Raw genomic sequence first — 18,152 nt, forward strand, 5'->3', positions numbered from 1 at the left:
AATCTTCATAGATATGGAAAAGAAACTAAAATCATGGCAAGGATGGCTGTTGTTCGGTGGTTCAATGGTCGTTGTGTTTGTCTTGGGCTTGTGCGTGTCGGCTTTAATGGAACGCAGGTCGGAGTTGGCAAGTGTGTTTAATAACCGCAAAACGGTGATTGAAGGTATCGAAGCACGTAATGAGGTCTTTAAAGATGATTTTCCCCGCGAATATCAGACATGGACGGAAACTGCCAAAACTGATTTCCAAAGTGAATTTAATGGAAATATAGCGGTGGATGTCTTGGAACAGCGTCCGGAAATGGTTGTTTTGTGGGCAGGATATGCATTCTCAAAAGATTATTCTACACCTCGCGGACATATGCATGCCATTGAAGATATAACGGTAAGTTTGCGCACGGGTGCTCCTGCCACGGCGGCTGATGGCCCGCAGCCTTCTACTTGTTGGGCTTGCAAAAGTCCGGATGTGCCACGTATGATGGAGGCTATCGGGGTAGATGCGTTTTATAACAATAAATGGGGTGCTTTTGGCGATGAAATAGTAAATCCTATCGGCTGTGCCGATTGCCACGAACCGGAAAATATGAATCTGCATATCAGTCGCCCGGCATTGATTGAGGCTTTTCAACGTCAGGGAAAAGATATTACCAAAGCTACGCCGCAGGAAATGCGCTCGTTGGTATGTGCACAGTGTCATGTGGAGTATTACTTCAAGGGAGATGGAAAGTATCTGACTTTCCCATGGGATAAAGGCTTTACAGTGGAAGAGATGGAGGCCTACTATGATGAGGCCGGTTTCTATGATTATATTCATAAACTGAGCCGTACTCCGATATTGAAGGCGCAGCATCCCGATTTTGAAATAGCACAAATGGGTATTCACGGACAACGCGGGGTATCGTGTGCAGACTGCCATATGCCTTACAAGAGTGAAGGCGGAGTGAAATTCAGCGATCACCATATTCAGAGTCCGTTAGCTATGATAGATCGTACTTGCCAGACTTGTCATCGTGAAAGCGAGGAAACTTTGCGCAACAATGTTTACGAGCGTCAGCGTAAAGCCAATGAAATTCGTAACCGTCTTGAAGCGGAACTGGCTAAGGTGCACATCGAAGCTAAGTTTGCATGGGACAAAGGAGCTACGGACGACCAGATGAAGGATGTACTGGCATTAATCCGTCAGGCACAATGGCGTTGGGATTTTAGTGTAGCGTCTCACGGGGCTGCTTTCCATGCTCCGCAGGAGATACAGAGAGTGTTGTCTCATGGTTTGGATAAAGCGTTACAGGCTCGTTTGGCTGTCTCCAAGGTGTTGGCAAAGAATGGTTTTACAGGAGATGTACCCATGCCTGATATTTCTACAAAGGAGAAAGCGCAGGAATATATCGGTTTGGATATGGATGCCGAGAGGGCGGCAAAGGAGAAGTTCTTGAAGACTACCGTACCTGCCTGGTTGGAGAAAGCTAAGGCTAACGGTCGTTTGGCACAAAAATAAGACAGAACAGCAACAATGTGGAAGAGACCTTGGGGGTATAAAGAAGGATTGGTATGCGGAGCCGGGCTATTTGCTACGGGACTGTTTCTGCAGGGGACTGTTGGAAATATCCATTGGGATTTGTTTTCCCGGCCGGTGAATATAATTGTACTGGCAGCATATCTGTTCCTGTTGGCAGTGTTGTACGGGTTGCGTAAGAAGGTTTATTGTTTTGAATGGCTCACACATTATACCGCTGCGGTTTCTTCTCTTATTTGGGTAGCAGCCATTACGGTGGTAATGGGGCTGGTACGTCAAGTGCCCGCTACACAGCCGCCGGCAGATTGGTTAGGCTTCTCCAAAATGCTTTCATTCTGGCCGTTTGTGTTGCTTTATATCTGGATGGTTACGGTGCTCGGATTGACTATTCTTCGTTCCGGTTTTCCATTCCGTTTGCGAAAGATACCTTTTCTTCTGAATCATGCGGGACTATTCATTGCTCTGCTGACAGCCACATTGGGTAATGCCGATTTGCAACGTTTGAAGATGATTACTCAATTGGGTAAAACCGAATGGCGCGCTACGGATGAAAACGGCAACCTTTCTGAACTTCCGTTGGCTATTGAACTGAAAGGATTTACCATTGACGAATATCCTCCGAAACTAATGTTGATAGACAATGAAACAGGCAAGGTGTTGCCTGCCGGTGTGCCGGAACATTTGCTGCTTGAAGACGAGGTTACAGAGGGGCGGTTGCTGGATTGGAACATTACACTTCTTAAATCCATTCCTATGGCAGCATCCGTAGCTACGGAAGACACATTGAAGTTTACGGATTTTCATTCAATGGGGGCAGCTTATGCTGTATATTTGAGAGCAACGAATATCAAAAACGGGCAAGCCCAAGAAGGCTGGGTGAGCTGCGGAAGTTTTATGTTTCCTTATAAGGCGTTGCGTCTGAATGACAAGGTAAGTTTGATTATGCCCGAAAGGGAACCGCAAAGATTCCTGTCGGACGTAACGGTTTATACGCGGCAGGGGGATGTGAGGAATGACACTATTGAAGTAAATCATCCGCTGAAAGTGGCGGGTTGGAATATCTATCAATTAAGTTATGATGAGACTAAAGGACGTTGGAGTGATGTCAGTGTGTTTGAACTGGTGTATGATCCCTGGCTTCCGTATGTGTATACCGGCATTATTATGATGATGTTGGGAGCTGTCTGTCTGTTCGTAAATGCGCAGAAGAGAGAAAGGGAAGATTTTGGAGAAAAGAAAATAAGTTCCGATGAAAAAGAAGTATCATCGGATGATAGCCGGACGAAAGCAAGAAAGGAGGATAGGGTATGAGTTGGGATTACTTTGTATTCTTTGCCGTTGTTGCGGCACTTTTGTGGGGTGCAGGCGCATATGCCGCATTGCGCGGAAGACGTCCGGTGTCGGTATATGCTTTTACTCTGACAGGACTGGCAGTTTTTTTGGGTTTTATAGTGGCGATGTGGATTTCTTTGGAGCGCCCGCCGATGCGTACAATGGGGGAGACGCGTTTGTGGTATTCTTTCTTTCTTCCATTGGCCGGACTTATCACTTATAGCCGTTGGAGATATAAGTGGATATTAAGTTTTAGTTTTGTTCTTTCTCTGGTGTTTATATGTATTAATCTTTTCAAGCCGGAGATTCATAATAAGACTTTGATGCCTGCATTGCAGAGTCCTTGGTTTACACCGCATGTCATAGTCTATATGTTTGCGTATGCCATGCTTGGGGCGGCTACAGTAATGGCTGTTTACTTGATATGGTTCAAGAAAAAGGAAATTGAACGTCAGGAAATGGATTTGTGTGATAACCTGACTTATGTGGGACTTGCTTTTATGACTTTGGGTATGCTGTCCGGCGCTATTTGGGCAAAAGCTGCGTGGGGACATTATTGGGCATGGGATCCGAAGGAAACTTGGGCAGCGGCTACATGGTTTTCTTATCTGGGGTATGTCCACTATCGTTTGGGACGTCCTTTGGCATATCGCAAGGCATTGGTCGGGTTACTTATATCTTTCCTGTTATTACAAATGTGCTGGTATGGTATCAATTATCTGCCTTCAGCACAAGGAGCGAGTGTACATACGTATAATTTAAATTAGAATACTATGAAAGCTGTTTATTTAGCATTAGGATTATTGCTGTTGTCCGGTATGTTGTGGGCACAGAAGACGGAAAAGGAAAATGAGTTTTCAATGTCCATGCAAATCAGACCTCGTGCGGAATACCGTAACGGTGCTCTCTTTCCGCGTGAAGAAGGGGATAAAGCAGCTGCCTTCATCAATAATCGTGCACGCTTGTCTATGGAATACAAACGTACTAATCTGAGTATGAAAATCTCTGCACAGCATGTAGGCGTATGGGGACAAGATGCTCAGATTGACAAGAACGGACGCTTCATTATGAACGAGGCATGGGCAAAGTTAGGTTTTGGTGCGGGCTTTTTTGCGCAATTGGGACGACAGACTTTGTCTTATGATGATGAACGTATTTTGGGTGGTTTGGACTGGAATGTTGCCGGACGTTACCATGATGCTTTGAAGTTGGGATATGAAAACAGGGCGCATAAATTGCATTTTATTTTGGCGTTTAATCAGAATGATGAAAAGACCATAGGCGGCACTTATTATAATAATGGAGGACAACCATATAAGAATATGCAGACTTTGTGGTATCATTACACTGCCGAAGGATTGCCTTTGGACGCTTCTTTTCTTTTTATGAATCTGGGATGGGAGACAGGAGACCCGGAAACACAGATAGCAGATACCCGCTATATGCAGACTGTGGGAACTTACATTACTTACAAACCGCAGTCATGGAATATGCAGGCTGCTTTTTATTATCAGACAGGAAAGAATAAGGCATCGGCAAGTGTATCGGCTTATATGGCGAGTGTAAAGGCTGCATATGCTATTGACAAGCAATGGAGTGTGAATTTGGGGTATGACTATTTGAGTGGAGATAATGACAAAGGTTTGAAGTTCAAGGCGTTTGATCCTTTGTATGGTACACATCATAAATTCTATGGTGCAATGGATTATTTCTACGCTTCATTGTTTGTAAACGGTTTGGCTCCCGGTTTGCAAGACGCACAGTTGGGAGTGAATTATAAGGCTTCTTCAAAAGTCGGTATGCAGTTGAACTATCATTACTTTGCCACAGCAGCCAAGTTGCAGGAGGTAAAAAAAGGATTGGGCTCTGAACTTGATTATCAGATAGACTGGAATGTGATGAAGGATGTGAAATTATCTGCCGGTTACTCTGTTATGTTGGGTACGAAATCTATGGATATTGTAAAAGGCGGCAACCACAAACGTTGGCAAGACTGGGGCTGGCTGTCTTTGAACATTAATCCAAAGATATTCTTTGCAAAATGGTGATTTAGATATATTCGTTTAAGGCTGTTTCATTAAGAATTTCGATTCTTTTTCCTGTCATCCGGATGATGCCTTCTTTAGTCATCTTGTTGATTTCCTTAGAAAGTGCGGGACGGGTTACATTCAGATATTCTGCCAATTCGGACTGTGTGTGAGCTATTGTGACACAGTTTGAGTTGGCAGTTCTGTTTTCCAGCAAGTAGACTACGAAGCGTTCGCGCACAGTTTTTCTGGAAAGGGTTCTTAAACGTGAAACTGTACAGGCCGTACAATTGCCGCTTACGCAAAGGAAGTTATGTAATATCTGCGGGTCTTGGCTGATAAGCTTGAACGTAGACTCTTTGGTGGCAGTGAACAATGTACTGTCTTCTATGGCGGTAAATGTTGCCGGAAGTGTGTTGTTTGAACCGAAAAGATGTGGTGTGGCGAATGCACGGGGGGCAATGATATACTCTATCATTACACTGTTTCCCAGCCCGTCAATGATGTCTACCCGTAGCTTTCCTTTTAAAAGAACGTATAACTTTTTGCAGGGGATACCTTGGGTAGCTATAATATCTTTCTTCTTTACATCATAGACGGCATAATCCAATTTATCCAATAATGATAATTTGATGTTATGCGGTAAGTCCCGGAACAAAGGGATGTTGAACAATCGCTCCTTATCTTCTTCCTGCAATAGCTTTTTTTCCATAGTATATAAATCTCTCACAAAGGTAGGAATAATAAGTAGATATAGGCTGATTTTTAAAGATACTTTTGTGCATCGGTTTCATTAATCTGTATTTCTTTTCCTTCTATTCGTAAACAGCCCTCACCGGCCAGTTCGGATAAAGCCCGTGCCAGTGAAGGGCGTGCCACGCCGAGTATTTGCGCCACTTCCTGTTGATTGCGTATAGAGCCGTGAATGCGCAGGTAGTTCAATATCCGTGATTTAAGACTTTGTAAGGCAAATGCGTTCAGCTTTTGGGAAAGAAACAGAGTTCTGTCCGATACCAATCTTAGAAAATTGTGCATTACTATAGGATATTGATGTAGAAATTCTAAAAAAGCGCTTTGGCTTATGACAAGTATTTCACATTTTTCTATTGCTTCGATATTGACAGGGAAACGGTTTTCCGATGAAAATACGAATGCAGGGGCAAGCAGTTGCGGAGCTTTCAGCGTTTCGATAGTCAGTTGCTTGCCTTCCGCATTGACCATTTGTGTACGTACTTTGCCACTGCACAAGATAAACAAAGAACGGTATGTCTCTCCCTGCATAGCTATAAAGTCAGACGGTTTATACAGTCGGCGCGCGTGTTTGGGGGAGAGTATAAGGGATAATAATTCTTCTTCCGTGATTCCCCGGAAAGGCGGCATTCTCAGTAACGGGTATATTTCCATTCTCTTTTTGTTTTTTTGTGGTTTGGTGTAACATACGTGACACTTTACGTAAGTGCGAATCCTCATCTTTGCACAAAGATAGTGAAACACTTTCTTTATAAGAAACTAAACGACGGGGAAAGTGTTGACGGAAAGTAGGTATAAACTTCTAAATGAATAAGAAAATGGAAACGAACATGTTTTGTTATCAATGTCAGGAAACAGCCAAAGGAATAGGCTGTATGCTGAAAGGTGTGTGCGGAAAAGAAAGTCATACGGCACAAGCCATGGATTTGCTGCTGTTTGTAGTAAGAGGTGTTTCGGTGGTTACCGATGCTTTGCGTAAAGCCGGATGCCCCGTATCTGAAGAAGCCGATGTCTTTGTGGTAGATGCCCTGTTTTCTACAATTACAAATGCCAATTTCGATGATGAAAGTATCTTGCAGCGAATAGATAAGGGACTTGCTTTGCGTAATCGGTTAATGGATGAAGCCAAGCGTAACAATGTGTTTTTGCCGGAAGTGGATGAACTTGCCTGGCAGGGAACGCGTGCCGCTTATGCTGAAAAAGCGAAGTCGGTAGGTGTATTGCGTGAGCCTGACGAGGATCTTCGCTCTTTGAAAGAATTGCTGACATACGGCCTGAAAGGTATGGCGGCTTATTTGGAACATGCCATGCGTTTAGGGTTTAATGATGACGATATTCATGTCTTTATACAACGTGCATTGGCTACGATAGCCTGCCGTTCGCTTTCGGCAGATGAGTGGACGCAGTTGGTTCTCGAAGCAGGTAGCTTTGGAGTAAAGACTATGGCTTTGCTGGATGAGGCGAATACGGGAACTTATGGAAATCCTGAAATCACCAAAGTGAATATAGGTGTCAAGAGTCGTCCGGGTATCTTGATTAGCGGGCATGACTTGAAAGATTTGGAAGAACTGTTAAAACAAACGGACGGTACCGGAGTGGATGTATATACCCACAGTGAGATGTTGCCGGCACATTATTACCCTGCCTTTAAGAAGTACTCTCACTTTGTAGGTAACTACGGTAATGCTTGGTGGAAACAACGTGAAGAGTTTACGGCTTTCAACGGTCCAATTCTGTTTACTACAAATTGTATTGTACCGCCATTGGCAAATGCTGTATACAAGGAAAGAATGTTTACTACTAACTCTACCGGATATCCGGGTTGTAAGCATATCAATAAGGATGCAACGGGTAAGAAAGACTTTTCCGAAATCATAGAGATAGCCAAGCATTGCCAGCCACCCACGGAAATTGAACACGGAGAGATTATCGGAGGCTTTGCTCATAATCAGGTTTTGCAACTGGCGGATAAGGTCGTGGATGCGGTAAAGAGCGGTGCGATTCGTCGCTTTATTGTAATGGCTGGGTGTGACGGACGTATGAAGAGCCGTGATTACTATACGGAGTTTGCTAAATCATTGCCTCAGGATACTGTAATCCTTACGGCAGGTTGTGCCAAGTACCGCTATAATAAGCTCGGTTTGGGTGATATTAACGGTATTCCTCGCGTACTGGATGCAGGACAGTGCAATGACAGTTACTCTCTGGCCGTTATCGCTTTGAAGTTGAAAGAAGTGTTCCAACTTAATGACATCAATGAACTGCCTATTGTTTATAACATAGCTTGGTATGAGCAGAAAGCCGTAATCGTATTGTTGGCACTGTTGAGCTTAGGAGTGAAAGAAATACATTTAGGTCCTACTTTGCCTGCATTCCTCTCTCCGAATGTGGCTAAAGTATTGGTGGATATGTTCCATATAGCAGGTATCGGTAGTGTAGAAGAGGACTTGAAGAAATTTGGCTTGGCTTCTTAAACAGGTAAGTTGATAGGAACTATTCCTGAAAAATAATCTAATCCGGCTAAGAGTCAGAGGCCATAGCTGCCTGATTCTTAACCGGATTGAGATAAAAAGTGAGATATATTTATATGTTAGTTATTTGTGCTTTCCATAGTTGCAGCGTTGTGTTGCTTGGACGGTGCTCCGAAGTAGCTTGGACGGTTGTTATCGGGATTCACCACTATTTTCTCCAACACAACTTCCGGATCAACCATATAGACTTTCAGTGTATGGAATCCGGGTTTGTCCACCTCTAATTCAACATCCAACCAACGCATATTATCAAACACTTCATTTCTTAGATTCTTACCTTTCCCGCTTAAAGCTAAAGTACTTCTTTCCGGAAGTGGCTTCAATACTTTAGACAATGCAAGATTCTTTGGGTTGTACTCTCCAAATGTATCAACAAAGCCTTTTCGCGCGTCCAATACTACGGGCTTCTTTCCGTCTATACCTATCGCTATGCGGAGACCGCGTGCCGGATTTACATCCTGTGTAGGCAAAATTCCCAAAGCGATTGTGGTTTTTCCTGCTGAAGGCAGATATACTTTGTATTCCAGCCGGGCGGCACTCTTGTGTGCCAGAGTACTTGATGCTGTTGCCGGTACTATTCCCATATTGCCTTTTTCCCTGCCTAAATCCGGAATAAAGCTCCACTTAGCTTGTCTGCCCGGAATATTGGCATTATAAGCGTATGCCGGTATGGAGAATTCCGAGTCGGACAATGTACCAAAGAAAGCTTCTTTACTGTCGGGGACCGTTCCGTTGACAATAGGTACTTTTACTTCTGCCTTATGTTTTCCACAAACTATTTCTACCACTCCTTCTGTTGTGCCTTGTGGTGCTTTGGACCAATCGATAGAGATATTCATACGATTTTCTTTGGCTACTTTGCCTTTTGTCTTATCTACTTTTATCCATGGTTGAGAGGTAAGGACTGTATATTCAAATTCTCCTACTCCCCGGTTGAAAACCTCTACATAATATGTCTGATTGTTCAGAGCATCAAATACCGGTAATGAAAGGTGTTCAGTCATTAGTGGCCAAGCTGCTTCACTTCCCTCTACCGCGATTCCCGGAGTTGGTATCCCAAGTGGATTGATTATTGATAACTCCGGCAATTCATTGTTTTCGGGCATATACCATTTCGTATAGCCGATATGTTTGTCTGACATCATGTGTTTCCATTTTCCATCGGCTGTTTCATTGTTGTAACGATTGCTTAGATACCAGTCAAGATTGAATAGTTCTTTCGCGCGTGCGGCATAATCGTTGGCGCTGATGCGTCCTTGTTTCGCATACAAACGATTTTTTCCGACAGACAGATATATTTCAGCTACTCCGGCAGATGCTTTCACCGGGTAGAGTACCAGTTGATAATAGGCATCCTTAGCCTTAGGAGAGAGTTTATGTTCCAATTCTTCTGCTTTTGCTGTCAGCTCTTTCCAAGCAGCCAACATACGGTCAGCTTCATGATAGTTGACAACACTGAAGACATCGGGGAGTTGTACCTCGGCTTTGCGCAATAAATTATACTTGGTATATTTGGATACGATATCGGCTATATCTTTGGCATATTCAGTGCCAAAGATACTTTGTGCCCACTCTATCATATAATCACCTGTTTTCTCTGCCGATATAGCTTCCGGATTCCATGCGTAACGCATGATGAAATCGATGGGAAGCTCTTTAGGCTTGATATCACCCACATTGATGACCCACAGGTCGTCGATGCCTGATTGATAGGCTAAATGGAGTTGTTCGCGTAATTTGGGAACAGTGGTAGTGGTGACCCAACGGTCATTCCATGGTCCACCGTTCATGTCTATATGGTAGTAAAGTCCCATTCCTCCTTTACGTTTCTTTTCTTTGTCAGGGCCTGTACGCCGGATATATCCCCAATTGTTGTCACAGAAAAGTAACATCACATCATCGGGAACTGTAAAGCCTGCGTCATAATAGCGTTGTACTTCAGTAAAGATTGCCCACAATTGAGGTATTTCTGACGGCTCTTTACCATAGACTTCCTTCAATGTCTGACGTTGGCCTTCTATGACTTTTTTCAAAACTTGCATATTAGCTTCATCACCTTCTTCACTCATCGCAACGTCTCCGTCACCTCGCATACCGATGGTTACCACATTCTCAAACTCTTTATTCCGTTCCATACCTTCACGGAAAAAGTTGTCTAACCGTTCTTTGTTTGTTTTATAATCCCAAGGACCAACTTCTCCTTTTCTTCGGGTGTATTCTTTGTGGGCACGCATCATTGGTTCGTGATGTGATGTTCCCATAACAATTCCATATTCGTCAGCAAGAACCGGGTTCATCGGATCATCTTCGTTGAATGCACTTGCCCACATGGCAGGCCAAAAGAAATTGGCTTTCAAACGCAACAGCAGTTCAAAAAGATGGACGTACATTTTGGAATTGACTCCGCCAAACTTTTCTGTAGCCCAGTTGCCAAACGAGGGCCACTCGTCGTTAATAAAAATACCCCGGTATTTTACTTTAGGTTCTCCTGATTCATAATACCCGGATTTTACATAGGCCGACTGGCGTTTCTGTATAGGAGCGTCTGCCCACCAATACCATGGTGAAACGCCTAATTGTTGTGACAGTTCATAGATACCATATATAGTACCTCGCTTATCACTTCCGGCAATGATCAAGCCCTGTCGGATACCGGGTTTAGGATTATCGACGGTTGTTATTATAAAGCTTTCCCATTTCCCTTTCAGATTCCGAGGCTTTATCTTGCCTGAAGTTACAAGCTCATCTATTACCTTACTCTTTCCTAAAGTTCCGATCATAATTTCATATTTCCCTAAAGGACCGTTAGCAGATGTGTTTATTTTTACATCAGTAACACGTTCGATATCCTTTTGCAAATCGCTGATAGCGCGGATTACCCCTTTGTAGTCATCTGCATCATAACGGATTATCGCACTTCTTTGCTGGGTGTCTACTACTGGAAAATCTTTGGTATCAGTAGCACAATCGTAGATAATGGGAGGGATAACATTCATTGTTTGTTGTGCATTGAGTGATGCAGCACATACAAACAAGAAAAATATTCCTTCAAAAAAAAATTTTCTTTTCATAAGTAGTTTATTTATCAATAATTAAAAGATTCTTGTCAGAATTCAGCTTATCGGTGTTTTTATGTTTTTTGTTACATAGCAAAGATAGGGTACATAAAATAAAGTCGGGTTAACGGATATACTTTATTCATTAGTTCTTATAACTATGCATATATTTATGTACTATATTCATTCATTTTTGTCACATGATACAAAAAAACAGTAAATGGTTCCTTTTCTTTTATCTAAAAAAAGGTGTTTCTTTGGGAAAAGGCATAACTTTGTAGTGAGAAAAAGGCTATGGAAACTATGATTAAAAATCAACTGATATTTTTACTGTTCAGCATTGCACAATCGGTATTTGCACAAAATGCACTCTTTTATGATAAAGAAACAATAGGTAGTCAATGTATAAATGCATTATGTCAAGACCGGAATAACTATTTATGGATTGGGACAAGAGACGGACTTCGTAGATTTGACGGTTCGCAATTTGTGTCTTATTATCATGCTAAACAGGACTCTACTTCATTGGCTGATAATGAGATTCACTCTTTATATATTGATGATGAGAATCATCTTTGGATTGGTACTGCCAACGGATTGCAGCGTTACTTTCCTGAAAAAGATAATTTTCAGACAGTCACTCTTCATACTATGAGGACAAAGGGGAGAATTACCAGTATTTTCCAACGGAATAGCGGGGAAATTTTATGTAATGTATCTGATGCAGGTATTTTTTCTGTCAATCCCCAAACAATGACAGCTTATCCTTTGATCACTGAAAGTAAGTTTTTTCATCCGCCTTATGTAGTTTGTGGCTTTGAAGACAGTCGGCAACAGCTTTGGTTAGGAACTGACCGACAAGGAGTAGTTCGTGTTGACTCTGCCGGACAGAAAGAGAAGCTATATCCGCTAAAGAACATAGTTGTACGAAATATACTGGAAGATCGGGATAAAAGACTTATCATTGCCACTGCGCAAACTGTATTTCTTTGGGATAGAGAGAGCGATAACCTTGTGCCGCTTTCATATTCTGGAAAAAAGAAAGATATTCGTTTTCATTCAGCTACACTTACGGATGATGGGGATATCATGTTGGGCACCTACGGGCAAGGGGTTGTGTGTATAAAACAAGGGGAAGAAAAGATTACGGATATAGATGGAATTTACAATCCGTTTATAAATGTCAATCAGACTAAGGTCAACACTGTTTTTGAGGATAGGCAACGAAATTTATGGGTTGGATGTTTATATCAAGGCCTCCTTATGTTGCCGCATCATCCAATGCATTTTTCTTTCTGGAACCAGCCAATTATGTTGTCTGATATACCGGGCTGGATTAATGCACTTTATTGTGATAGAGCAAATACGGTTTGGTGTTCTGTAGAGGATAATGGCATTTACCAATTGGATTGTAACGGAAATATCGTTAGACACATTCATACGGCCGGGGATGTCTTTTCGATGTTTGAAGATAGCGATGGCGTTTTTTGGGTAGGAATCAATGGGAAAGGATTGTACTCATTAAATCGGACCAATGGAGATTTGGAGTTAAAATATCCGTTGCAAGGAGATTTCAGTATAAGATGCATTACAGAGGATAAACATAAAAATCTGTATGTAGCTATCTTAGGAGAGGGGCTTTTACGCTATCATTTACCTACCGGAAAGTATCAGCTACTTTCAAGAAAGAATCCGATTGGGGGTGAAAGTAATATTACGAACTATTGGATTATTTCTGTTTTATGTGATTCGGAAGATAGAGTATGGTTGGGACACTTTGGAAATATAAGTTGTTATGATGTTCGAAACGAAAGGTTTCTTGACCTGCCTTTTGATCCGGAAATAAAATCCGGTTCGTTCTATACCATTCTCGAAGGAAAAGATCACAATATTTGGATGGGAACTAAAAATGGGCTGATTTGCTATGTTCCGGAAACGAATCAATATTCGGTTATCACTACCGAACAGGGGCTTCCGGATAATATAATTTGTGGATTAGTACAGGACAAACACGGCAATTTGTGGTGTAGTACTACGAAAGGAATTTGTCATGTGCTTTTAGCCGATAAACAAGTCGTAAATTATTATACCGGGAACGGGTTGCAAGAAAAAGTATATTTAGAGGGACGATATGCCCAAAGTCAGGACGGGAAGATTTATTTTGGAGGTGGTAAGGGAATCACAGGCTTTAATCCTGATGACATTCAACTAACTAGACCGGATAGTCCACCCGTTATCACTGATATGTACATTCGAGATCAGAAGGTGACCATGCAGACACGTTCGGGAAAGAAACCGGTTATTACCGAAGAACTGATTCATGCCAACTGTTTCAATCTCTCTTATACGGATAATACTTTTGCTTTTATGGTGTCGACCATGGACTTTCGTGATGCCGGAAATATTCTTTATGAATATCGGCTTGAGGAGTTTAGTGAGAATTGGAATAAAACACAACCCGGAGAAAGCCGGATACAATATCATCACTTGGAGCCGGGAGATTATACTTTTGAAGTACGTGCCTGTGAAAATGGACTTTATTCGCCCATCAGGTCAGTACAGATTCATATAACTCCACCTTGGTATCTAAGTGTGAGTGCCAAAGCTATTTATGTTTTATTGGTAATGGGGGCCGGCTATTTATTGTATATCGTTTACAGGCGAAAACAGCGGGAGGAGATTAGCGAAATGAAGTTACAGTTCTTTATCAACATTGCTCACGAAATACGTTCGCCGCTTACTCTTATTGTCAGTCCATTGGAAAGGTTGCAGTCAATGCAGTGTAGTCCCGATGTCAATAGAATGTTAGCAACAATCAGGTATAATACTAATCGTATTCTGAGTCTTATTAATCAATTGCTTGATGTCCGGAAAATAGATAAGGGCCAGATGCGTATATGCTGTGAAGAAATAGATATGCAGCGCTTTGTCAATAATTGCCTTTATATGTTTGAGGAGCAGGCACGTCTGAAAGAGATTCGTTTGGAGGCAAAATTCCCGGAAATGCTTCCGTATGTATGGATTGATCCGAATAATTTCGACAAGGTGCTAATTAATTTGCTTTCAAATGCTCTTAAGTATACACCGGAAAAAGGTACTGTCTGTGTAGGGGTAAATATAGGAACTAATCTGAAAGAGACAGGTCCTTTGTGTCAATATATGGAAATCTCTGTTTCAGATACGGGTAAGGGAGTGAACGAAAAAGAACTGAAAAAAATCTTCGACCGTTTTTATCAAGGTGATATGAACCATACTACAAACTCTTTAGGCTTTGGGATTGGATTGAATTTATGCCGACTACTGGTGAAACTACATCATGGCATTATCTTCGCTGAAAACAGGAAAGATACTCAAGGCAGTCGTTTTGTGGTACATATACCTTTAGGAAACAAGCATTTAAAAAAGGAAGAAATGGTAAAAGAAAAGATAAATTCCATTTCGTATAATAGAATGGTAAATCAATATCTTCCTAATCTTCCGGTTCAGAAAACAGTAAAATATAGGAAAACAAATTATTGTGTTTTGGTAATTGATGATGATGATGAATTGCGAAACTTTCTAAAAGAAAATTTGGAGGCATATTACCATGTAGATACAGCTGTAGACGGAACAGAAGGGTGGAAAAAGGCGATTACCCAACAGCCGGACCTCATTATTTCAGATGTCATCATGCCCAACATGGATGGTATACAACTGTTGAAGGAACTGAAAAAGAATGCCAACACTAATCACATTCCTATAATTTTGCTAACTTCACAAGCTGAATTTGCTCACCGGATTGAGGGGTTGACACAAGGAGCGGACGGATATTTATGTAAGCCTTTTAATGTAGAAGAATTAGTGGCGCTTATGACTAATTTAATTGCTAACCGTATGCGGTTAAAAGGAAAATACTCGGGTAGCCAGGCTCAAGAGGGGAAAATAACATCTGTTGAATTACAAGGAAACGATGAAGTGTTAATGGAACGTATTATGAAGATTATCAATGAAAATTTGAGTAATGCGGAACTTAATGTAGAGATGCTTGCACAGAAAACAGGAATTAGCCGTACCCATCTGCATCGGCGTATGAAAGAGATGGCAGGAACCACCCCCAGCGATTTCATTCGTAATCTACGTCTTCAGCAAGCAGCTATTTTACTGAAGAATAAAGATCTCTCAATAACTCAAATAGCTTATGCTGTGGGATTCACCAGCCAAACTCATTTTTCGAGCGCTTTCAAAAAGATGTATGGCCTTTCTCCTATGGAATATGCTCAACCCAATAAGAACAAGGATGTGCATACTTAGAAATGAGTATAAGGCCGGTTGCTTTTGCAGAACAGATATGTATGTTCTGCAAAAGCAACCGGTTTTTAAACAAGATTGATTATCCTTTTGATTTCCGGCTCTGTTCCGCAGAATGGCCCGTGCGTTTGCAGCTTGATAGTGCACATGGCAGCGGCAAAGCAACCGGCTTCCTGATAGGATGCGCCTTTGTTGCGCATATACAGATATCCCACCATATAGGTATCTCCGCAGCCTGTGGCATCTACTATTTGCAGGGCGGAATAGGCGGGTATTTCATAGAACTGTCCTTTGGCATATATCAGCGAACCTTTGTCTCCCAATGTCAGCAATATTTCTTTTACTCCCCAATCTGCAATGAGCAGTGCGGCTTCGTGGGGATCCTTGCATCCGGTAAGGACTTCCATTTCGGTTTCGTTGGCTTTTAATATATGGATATATTTCAAAGCCTCTTTCTTTTCAGACCAATCTACGGGCAGTACTTTTTCATTATCCACTTTACGAAGAAAACCTTGAACATCTACTGACAGCATTCCTTTGCCAGACAAATATTTGATGACCTCCAATGAAAAGTCATCAGCCAACAGGCTGCCTAAATGAATAATCCGGGCGTTGACATCCTGCAAGCCTTCCATTGTAAACGGGTCGGCCTTTGCCGTAACGCGTTGTGTACGTTCGTTCTGATTTTCTCCATATATATTTTCAAAACAGACAGAATGAGCACTGGGCAGAGTCTTTACTTCAATGCCCTCTTTCTGTATCTCTTCCACGATGCCCATGTCTGAGGCCGCCAATGCTGTAACCAATAAAAAGCCATTTGGATTGAGATGCTTAATGGCATGTGCAAAATAAAAAGAAGTACCGCCCGGCATATATATCGTGTTCTTGGTGGTAACTATCTTGTCTTGTGTGATATAACCGATACAGCATAAATCGTGTACACTCATTGTTCCCTGTTGTTTTTATTCGTTTATTTATTTGTAATTTGCCGCAAAGGTAGTGATTTATTGAGAAAAATAGTAATATTGACAACAACATCCGTAGTCTGTTTTCAAAAAGATATTCCGGCGTTCCTCGTAATAATGCTTAATTATTTATATTTCTTGCCTGAAACTATGAAAATAATGGATTTTAGTTGTTTTTTATACGGATTTTTATTAAATTGGAACGTTGTAATTGGGGGTATTAATAAGTCCTGACCCACAGGCAAAGAATATGAGAATACAATTTGAAATCAGAGAAAAACTATCAGAAATCATTGATGAGATTCTGAATTGTGAGAGATGGACGACTGTTGTAAAGGAGGATATTTCCGGGCGGAAAGTGGTTGTGATTCGTGACCAAAGTTATGATTCGGAAGCATCAATTGAAATTTACGCACGTGAAGTTTGTATTAGAACAGCGTGGTCCAGTTACAAGTATCGTATATTTGTAATGGGAGATAATGTATGGTGTGAATATAATGGAGCTTATCGCGGTTTGTTGGAGCAGCGGCTGTTGCCTACCATTACTCCCAAAGAGAGTCTTTTGGATTATGAGGTACTTGACAGCTCATTGTATGGTAGTGAGAGGAAAAAGTTGAGGGAATATGCAGAAGATAATGTAAAACTGAAACAATTCCGCCGTGAGAATTTTAAGGAAGACAGGACAGGGGTTGCTCCGTTCGATCATCCGAAGAAAGTGTATGATGAGTTTATTAAAGAAGACTATATCAGTCCTGTGCAGAAGGAATAATCAGTAGGAGAACGATTAGTTCTGTCTGTATTTGTATTCCGCCGGAGTCATGCCTGTTATCTTTTTGAACAGACAGGTGAAATATTGTGCGTTTGCATAGCCCAGCTTCTTGGCTACCATACAAGTTGTATTGTCTTTACATTGCAAGAGTTTCTTGGCAATATTCAGGCGCATTAGCTGAAAATATTCGTGAAGACTTTTTCCGGTTTCAAATTTCAGCAAATCACTGAAATAGTTGGGAGACAAGTGGAGAGCATTGGCGCAAAATTCATCTGTTGGTAAAACACCGTCTTCCAGCCTGCCGGACAGGATGTACTTGTTCAGTAGTAAATTGGTTTTATGCAGAATTATTTTGTTGGCTTCACAACGGGTAATGAATTGGCGTTCGTTGAAGCGTGTACAATAATCCAGCAGTAATTCTATATAGCGTGCAATCAGAGTCTTGCTGTGACAATCTATGGGATGTTGCAGCTCTTCTTCGATATTGCAGATACAGTTTACGATTTTTATCTTCTCGCGCAGTGAAAGATGCAGTGATTCATTCAGATTGTAGAAAAAGAAAGAGTAGTCTTTGATGTGGTCTTCCAATGCGGTAGACGCTATCAGGTCCGGATGGAATGCCAATAACCACCCTTTCTGTGTTAGTACATTACTTATATCCAGTTTAATGGATTCTCCCGGCGTACGGAATATCATCGAAGCATTGGAGTAATCATAGTATTTGCGTCCGTATGTAAAGTCTCCGGCTTCTCCTTCTACCAGAATAATTGTATAGAAATTGCATCTGATAGTGTGTTGTTCCAAGTTGGCTTTGGATAAGTCGATGACACTCACCAGCGGGTGCAATGTCTTATACCCCATACAACAATTACATTGATGTACAGTCTCTATATTTAGTATTTTGCTTTTCATTAAGACAGTC

General features: G+C 41.7%; 12 protein-coding genes. 7 read left to right on the forward strand and 5 right to left on the reverse strand.

Annotation, left to right across the window (positions count from 1 at the left end):
• Positions 1–13 precede the first annotated feature (13 nt).
• Genes nrfA through KG118_RS06715 form a run of 4 tightly spaced genes read left to right on the forward strand, consistent with a single transcriptional unit; the run spans position 14 to position 4,893 of the window.
• Positions 14–1,495 (forward strand): ammonia-forming cytochrome c nitrite reductase, encoded by a 1,482-nt coding sequence (nrfA, locus tag KG118_RS06700; RefSeq protein ID WP_117713248.1) that lies wholly within the window; start codon positions 14–16, stop codon positions 1,493–1,495.
• A 15-nt stretch (positions 1,496–1,510) separates the two neighbouring features.
• A complete protein-coding gene (locus tag KG118_RS06705; RefSeq protein WP_117713249.1) occupies positions 1,511–2,824 on the forward strand; it encodes a cytochrome c biogenesis protein ResB in 1,314 nt (437 codons plus the stop codon).
• The gene (ccsA, locus tag KG118_RS06710; RefSeq protein WP_117713250.1) at positions 2,821–3,612 is read left to right on the forward strand and encodes a cytochrome c biogenesis protein CcsA; all 792 of its coding nucleotides are present in this window, start codon (positions 2,821–2,823) and stop codon (positions 3,610–3,612) included. Before KG118_RS06705 ends, ccsA begins: the two co-directional genes overlap by 4 nt.
• A gap of 6 nt (positions 3,613–3,618) precedes the next feature.
• Positions 3,619–4,893, forward strand: coding sequence for an alginate export family protein (locus tag KG118_RS06715; RefSeq protein WP_117713251.1), 1,275 nt, complete (start codon positions 3,619–3,621; stop codon positions 4,891–4,893).
• Between the two features lies 1 nt (position 4,894).
• Here KG118_RS06715 and KG118_RS06720 read toward each other — a convergent pair whose 3' ends face one another.
• Both KG118_RS06720 and KG118_RS06725 read right to left on the reverse strand, forming a co-directional pair.
• Positions 4,895–5,584, reverse strand: a complete 690-nt coding sequence (locus KG118_RS06720; RefSeq protein WP_117713252.1) for a Crp/Fnr family transcriptional regulator — start codon at positions 5,582–5,584, stop codon at positions 4,895–4,897.
• A 53-nt stretch (positions 5,585–5,637) separates the two neighbouring features.
• Positions 5,638–6,276: a Crp/Fnr family transcriptional regulator gene (locus tag KG118_RS06725; protein WP_117713253.1), complete on the reverse strand. Its 639-nt coding sequence runs from the start codon at positions 6,274–6,276 to the stop codon at positions 5,638–5,640.
• A 164-nt stretch (positions 6,277–6,440) separates the two neighbouring features.
• Here KG118_RS06725 and hcp point away from each other — a divergent pair, with 164 nt between their 5' ends.
• Positions 6,441–8,096 (forward strand): hydroxylamine reductase, encoded by a 1,656-nt coding sequence (gene hcp, locus KG118_RS06730; RefSeq protein WP_117713273.1) that lies wholly within the window; start codon positions 6,441–6,443, stop codon positions 8,094–8,096.
• A gap of 116 nt (positions 8,097–8,212) precedes the next feature.
• Here hcp and KG118_RS06735 read toward each other — a convergent pair whose 3' ends face one another.
• Positions 8,213–11,224: a glycosyl hydrolase 115 family protein gene (locus KG118_RS06735; RefSeq protein WP_233514932.1), complete on the reverse strand. Its 3,012-nt coding sequence runs from the start codon at positions 11,222–11,224 to the stop codon at positions 8,213–8,215.
• Between the two features lie 279 nt (positions 11,225–11,503).
• On the opposite strand from KG118_RS06735, the gene KG118_RS06740 reads away from it, so the two are divergent.
• A complete protein-coding gene (locus KG118_RS06740) occupies positions 11,504–15,499 on the forward strand; it encodes a hybrid sensor histidine kinase/response regulator transcription factor (RefSeq protein ID WP_233514933.1) in 3,996 nt (1,331 codons plus the stop codon).
• Between the two features lie 65 nt (positions 15,500–15,564).
• On the opposite strand, the gene KG118_RS06745 is transcribed toward KG118_RS06740, so the two are convergent.
• Positions 15,565–16,443 (reverse strand): PfkB family carbohydrate kinase, encoded by an 879-nt coding sequence (locus tag KG118_RS06745; RefSeq protein ID WP_117713254.1) that lies wholly within the window; start codon positions 16,441–16,443, stop codon positions 15,565–15,567.
• A gap of 268 nt (positions 16,444–16,711) precedes the next feature.
• On the opposite strand from KG118_RS06745, the gene KG118_RS06750 reads away from it, so the two are divergent.
• Positions 16,712–17,230, forward strand: coding sequence for a hypothetical protein (locus KG118_RS06750; RefSeq protein WP_117713255.1), 519 nt, complete (start codon positions 16,712–16,714; stop codon positions 17,228–17,230).
• Between the two features lie 15 nt (positions 17,231–17,245).
• Here KG118_RS06750 and KG118_RS06755 read toward each other — a convergent pair whose 3' ends face one another.
• Complete coding sequence (locus KG118_RS06755; RefSeq protein ID WP_117713256.1) at positions 17,246–18,142, reverse strand: helix-turn-helix domain-containing protein; 897 nt, start codon at positions 18,140–18,142, stop codon at positions 17,246–17,248.
• Positions 18,143–18,152: the final 10 nt, after the last annotated feature.

The organism is Bacteroides propionicigenes (assembly GCF_018390535.1).
Taxonomy (GTDB): Bacteria; Bacteroidota; Bacteroidia; order Bacteroidales; family Bacteroidaceae; genus Bacteroides; species Bacteroides propionicigenes.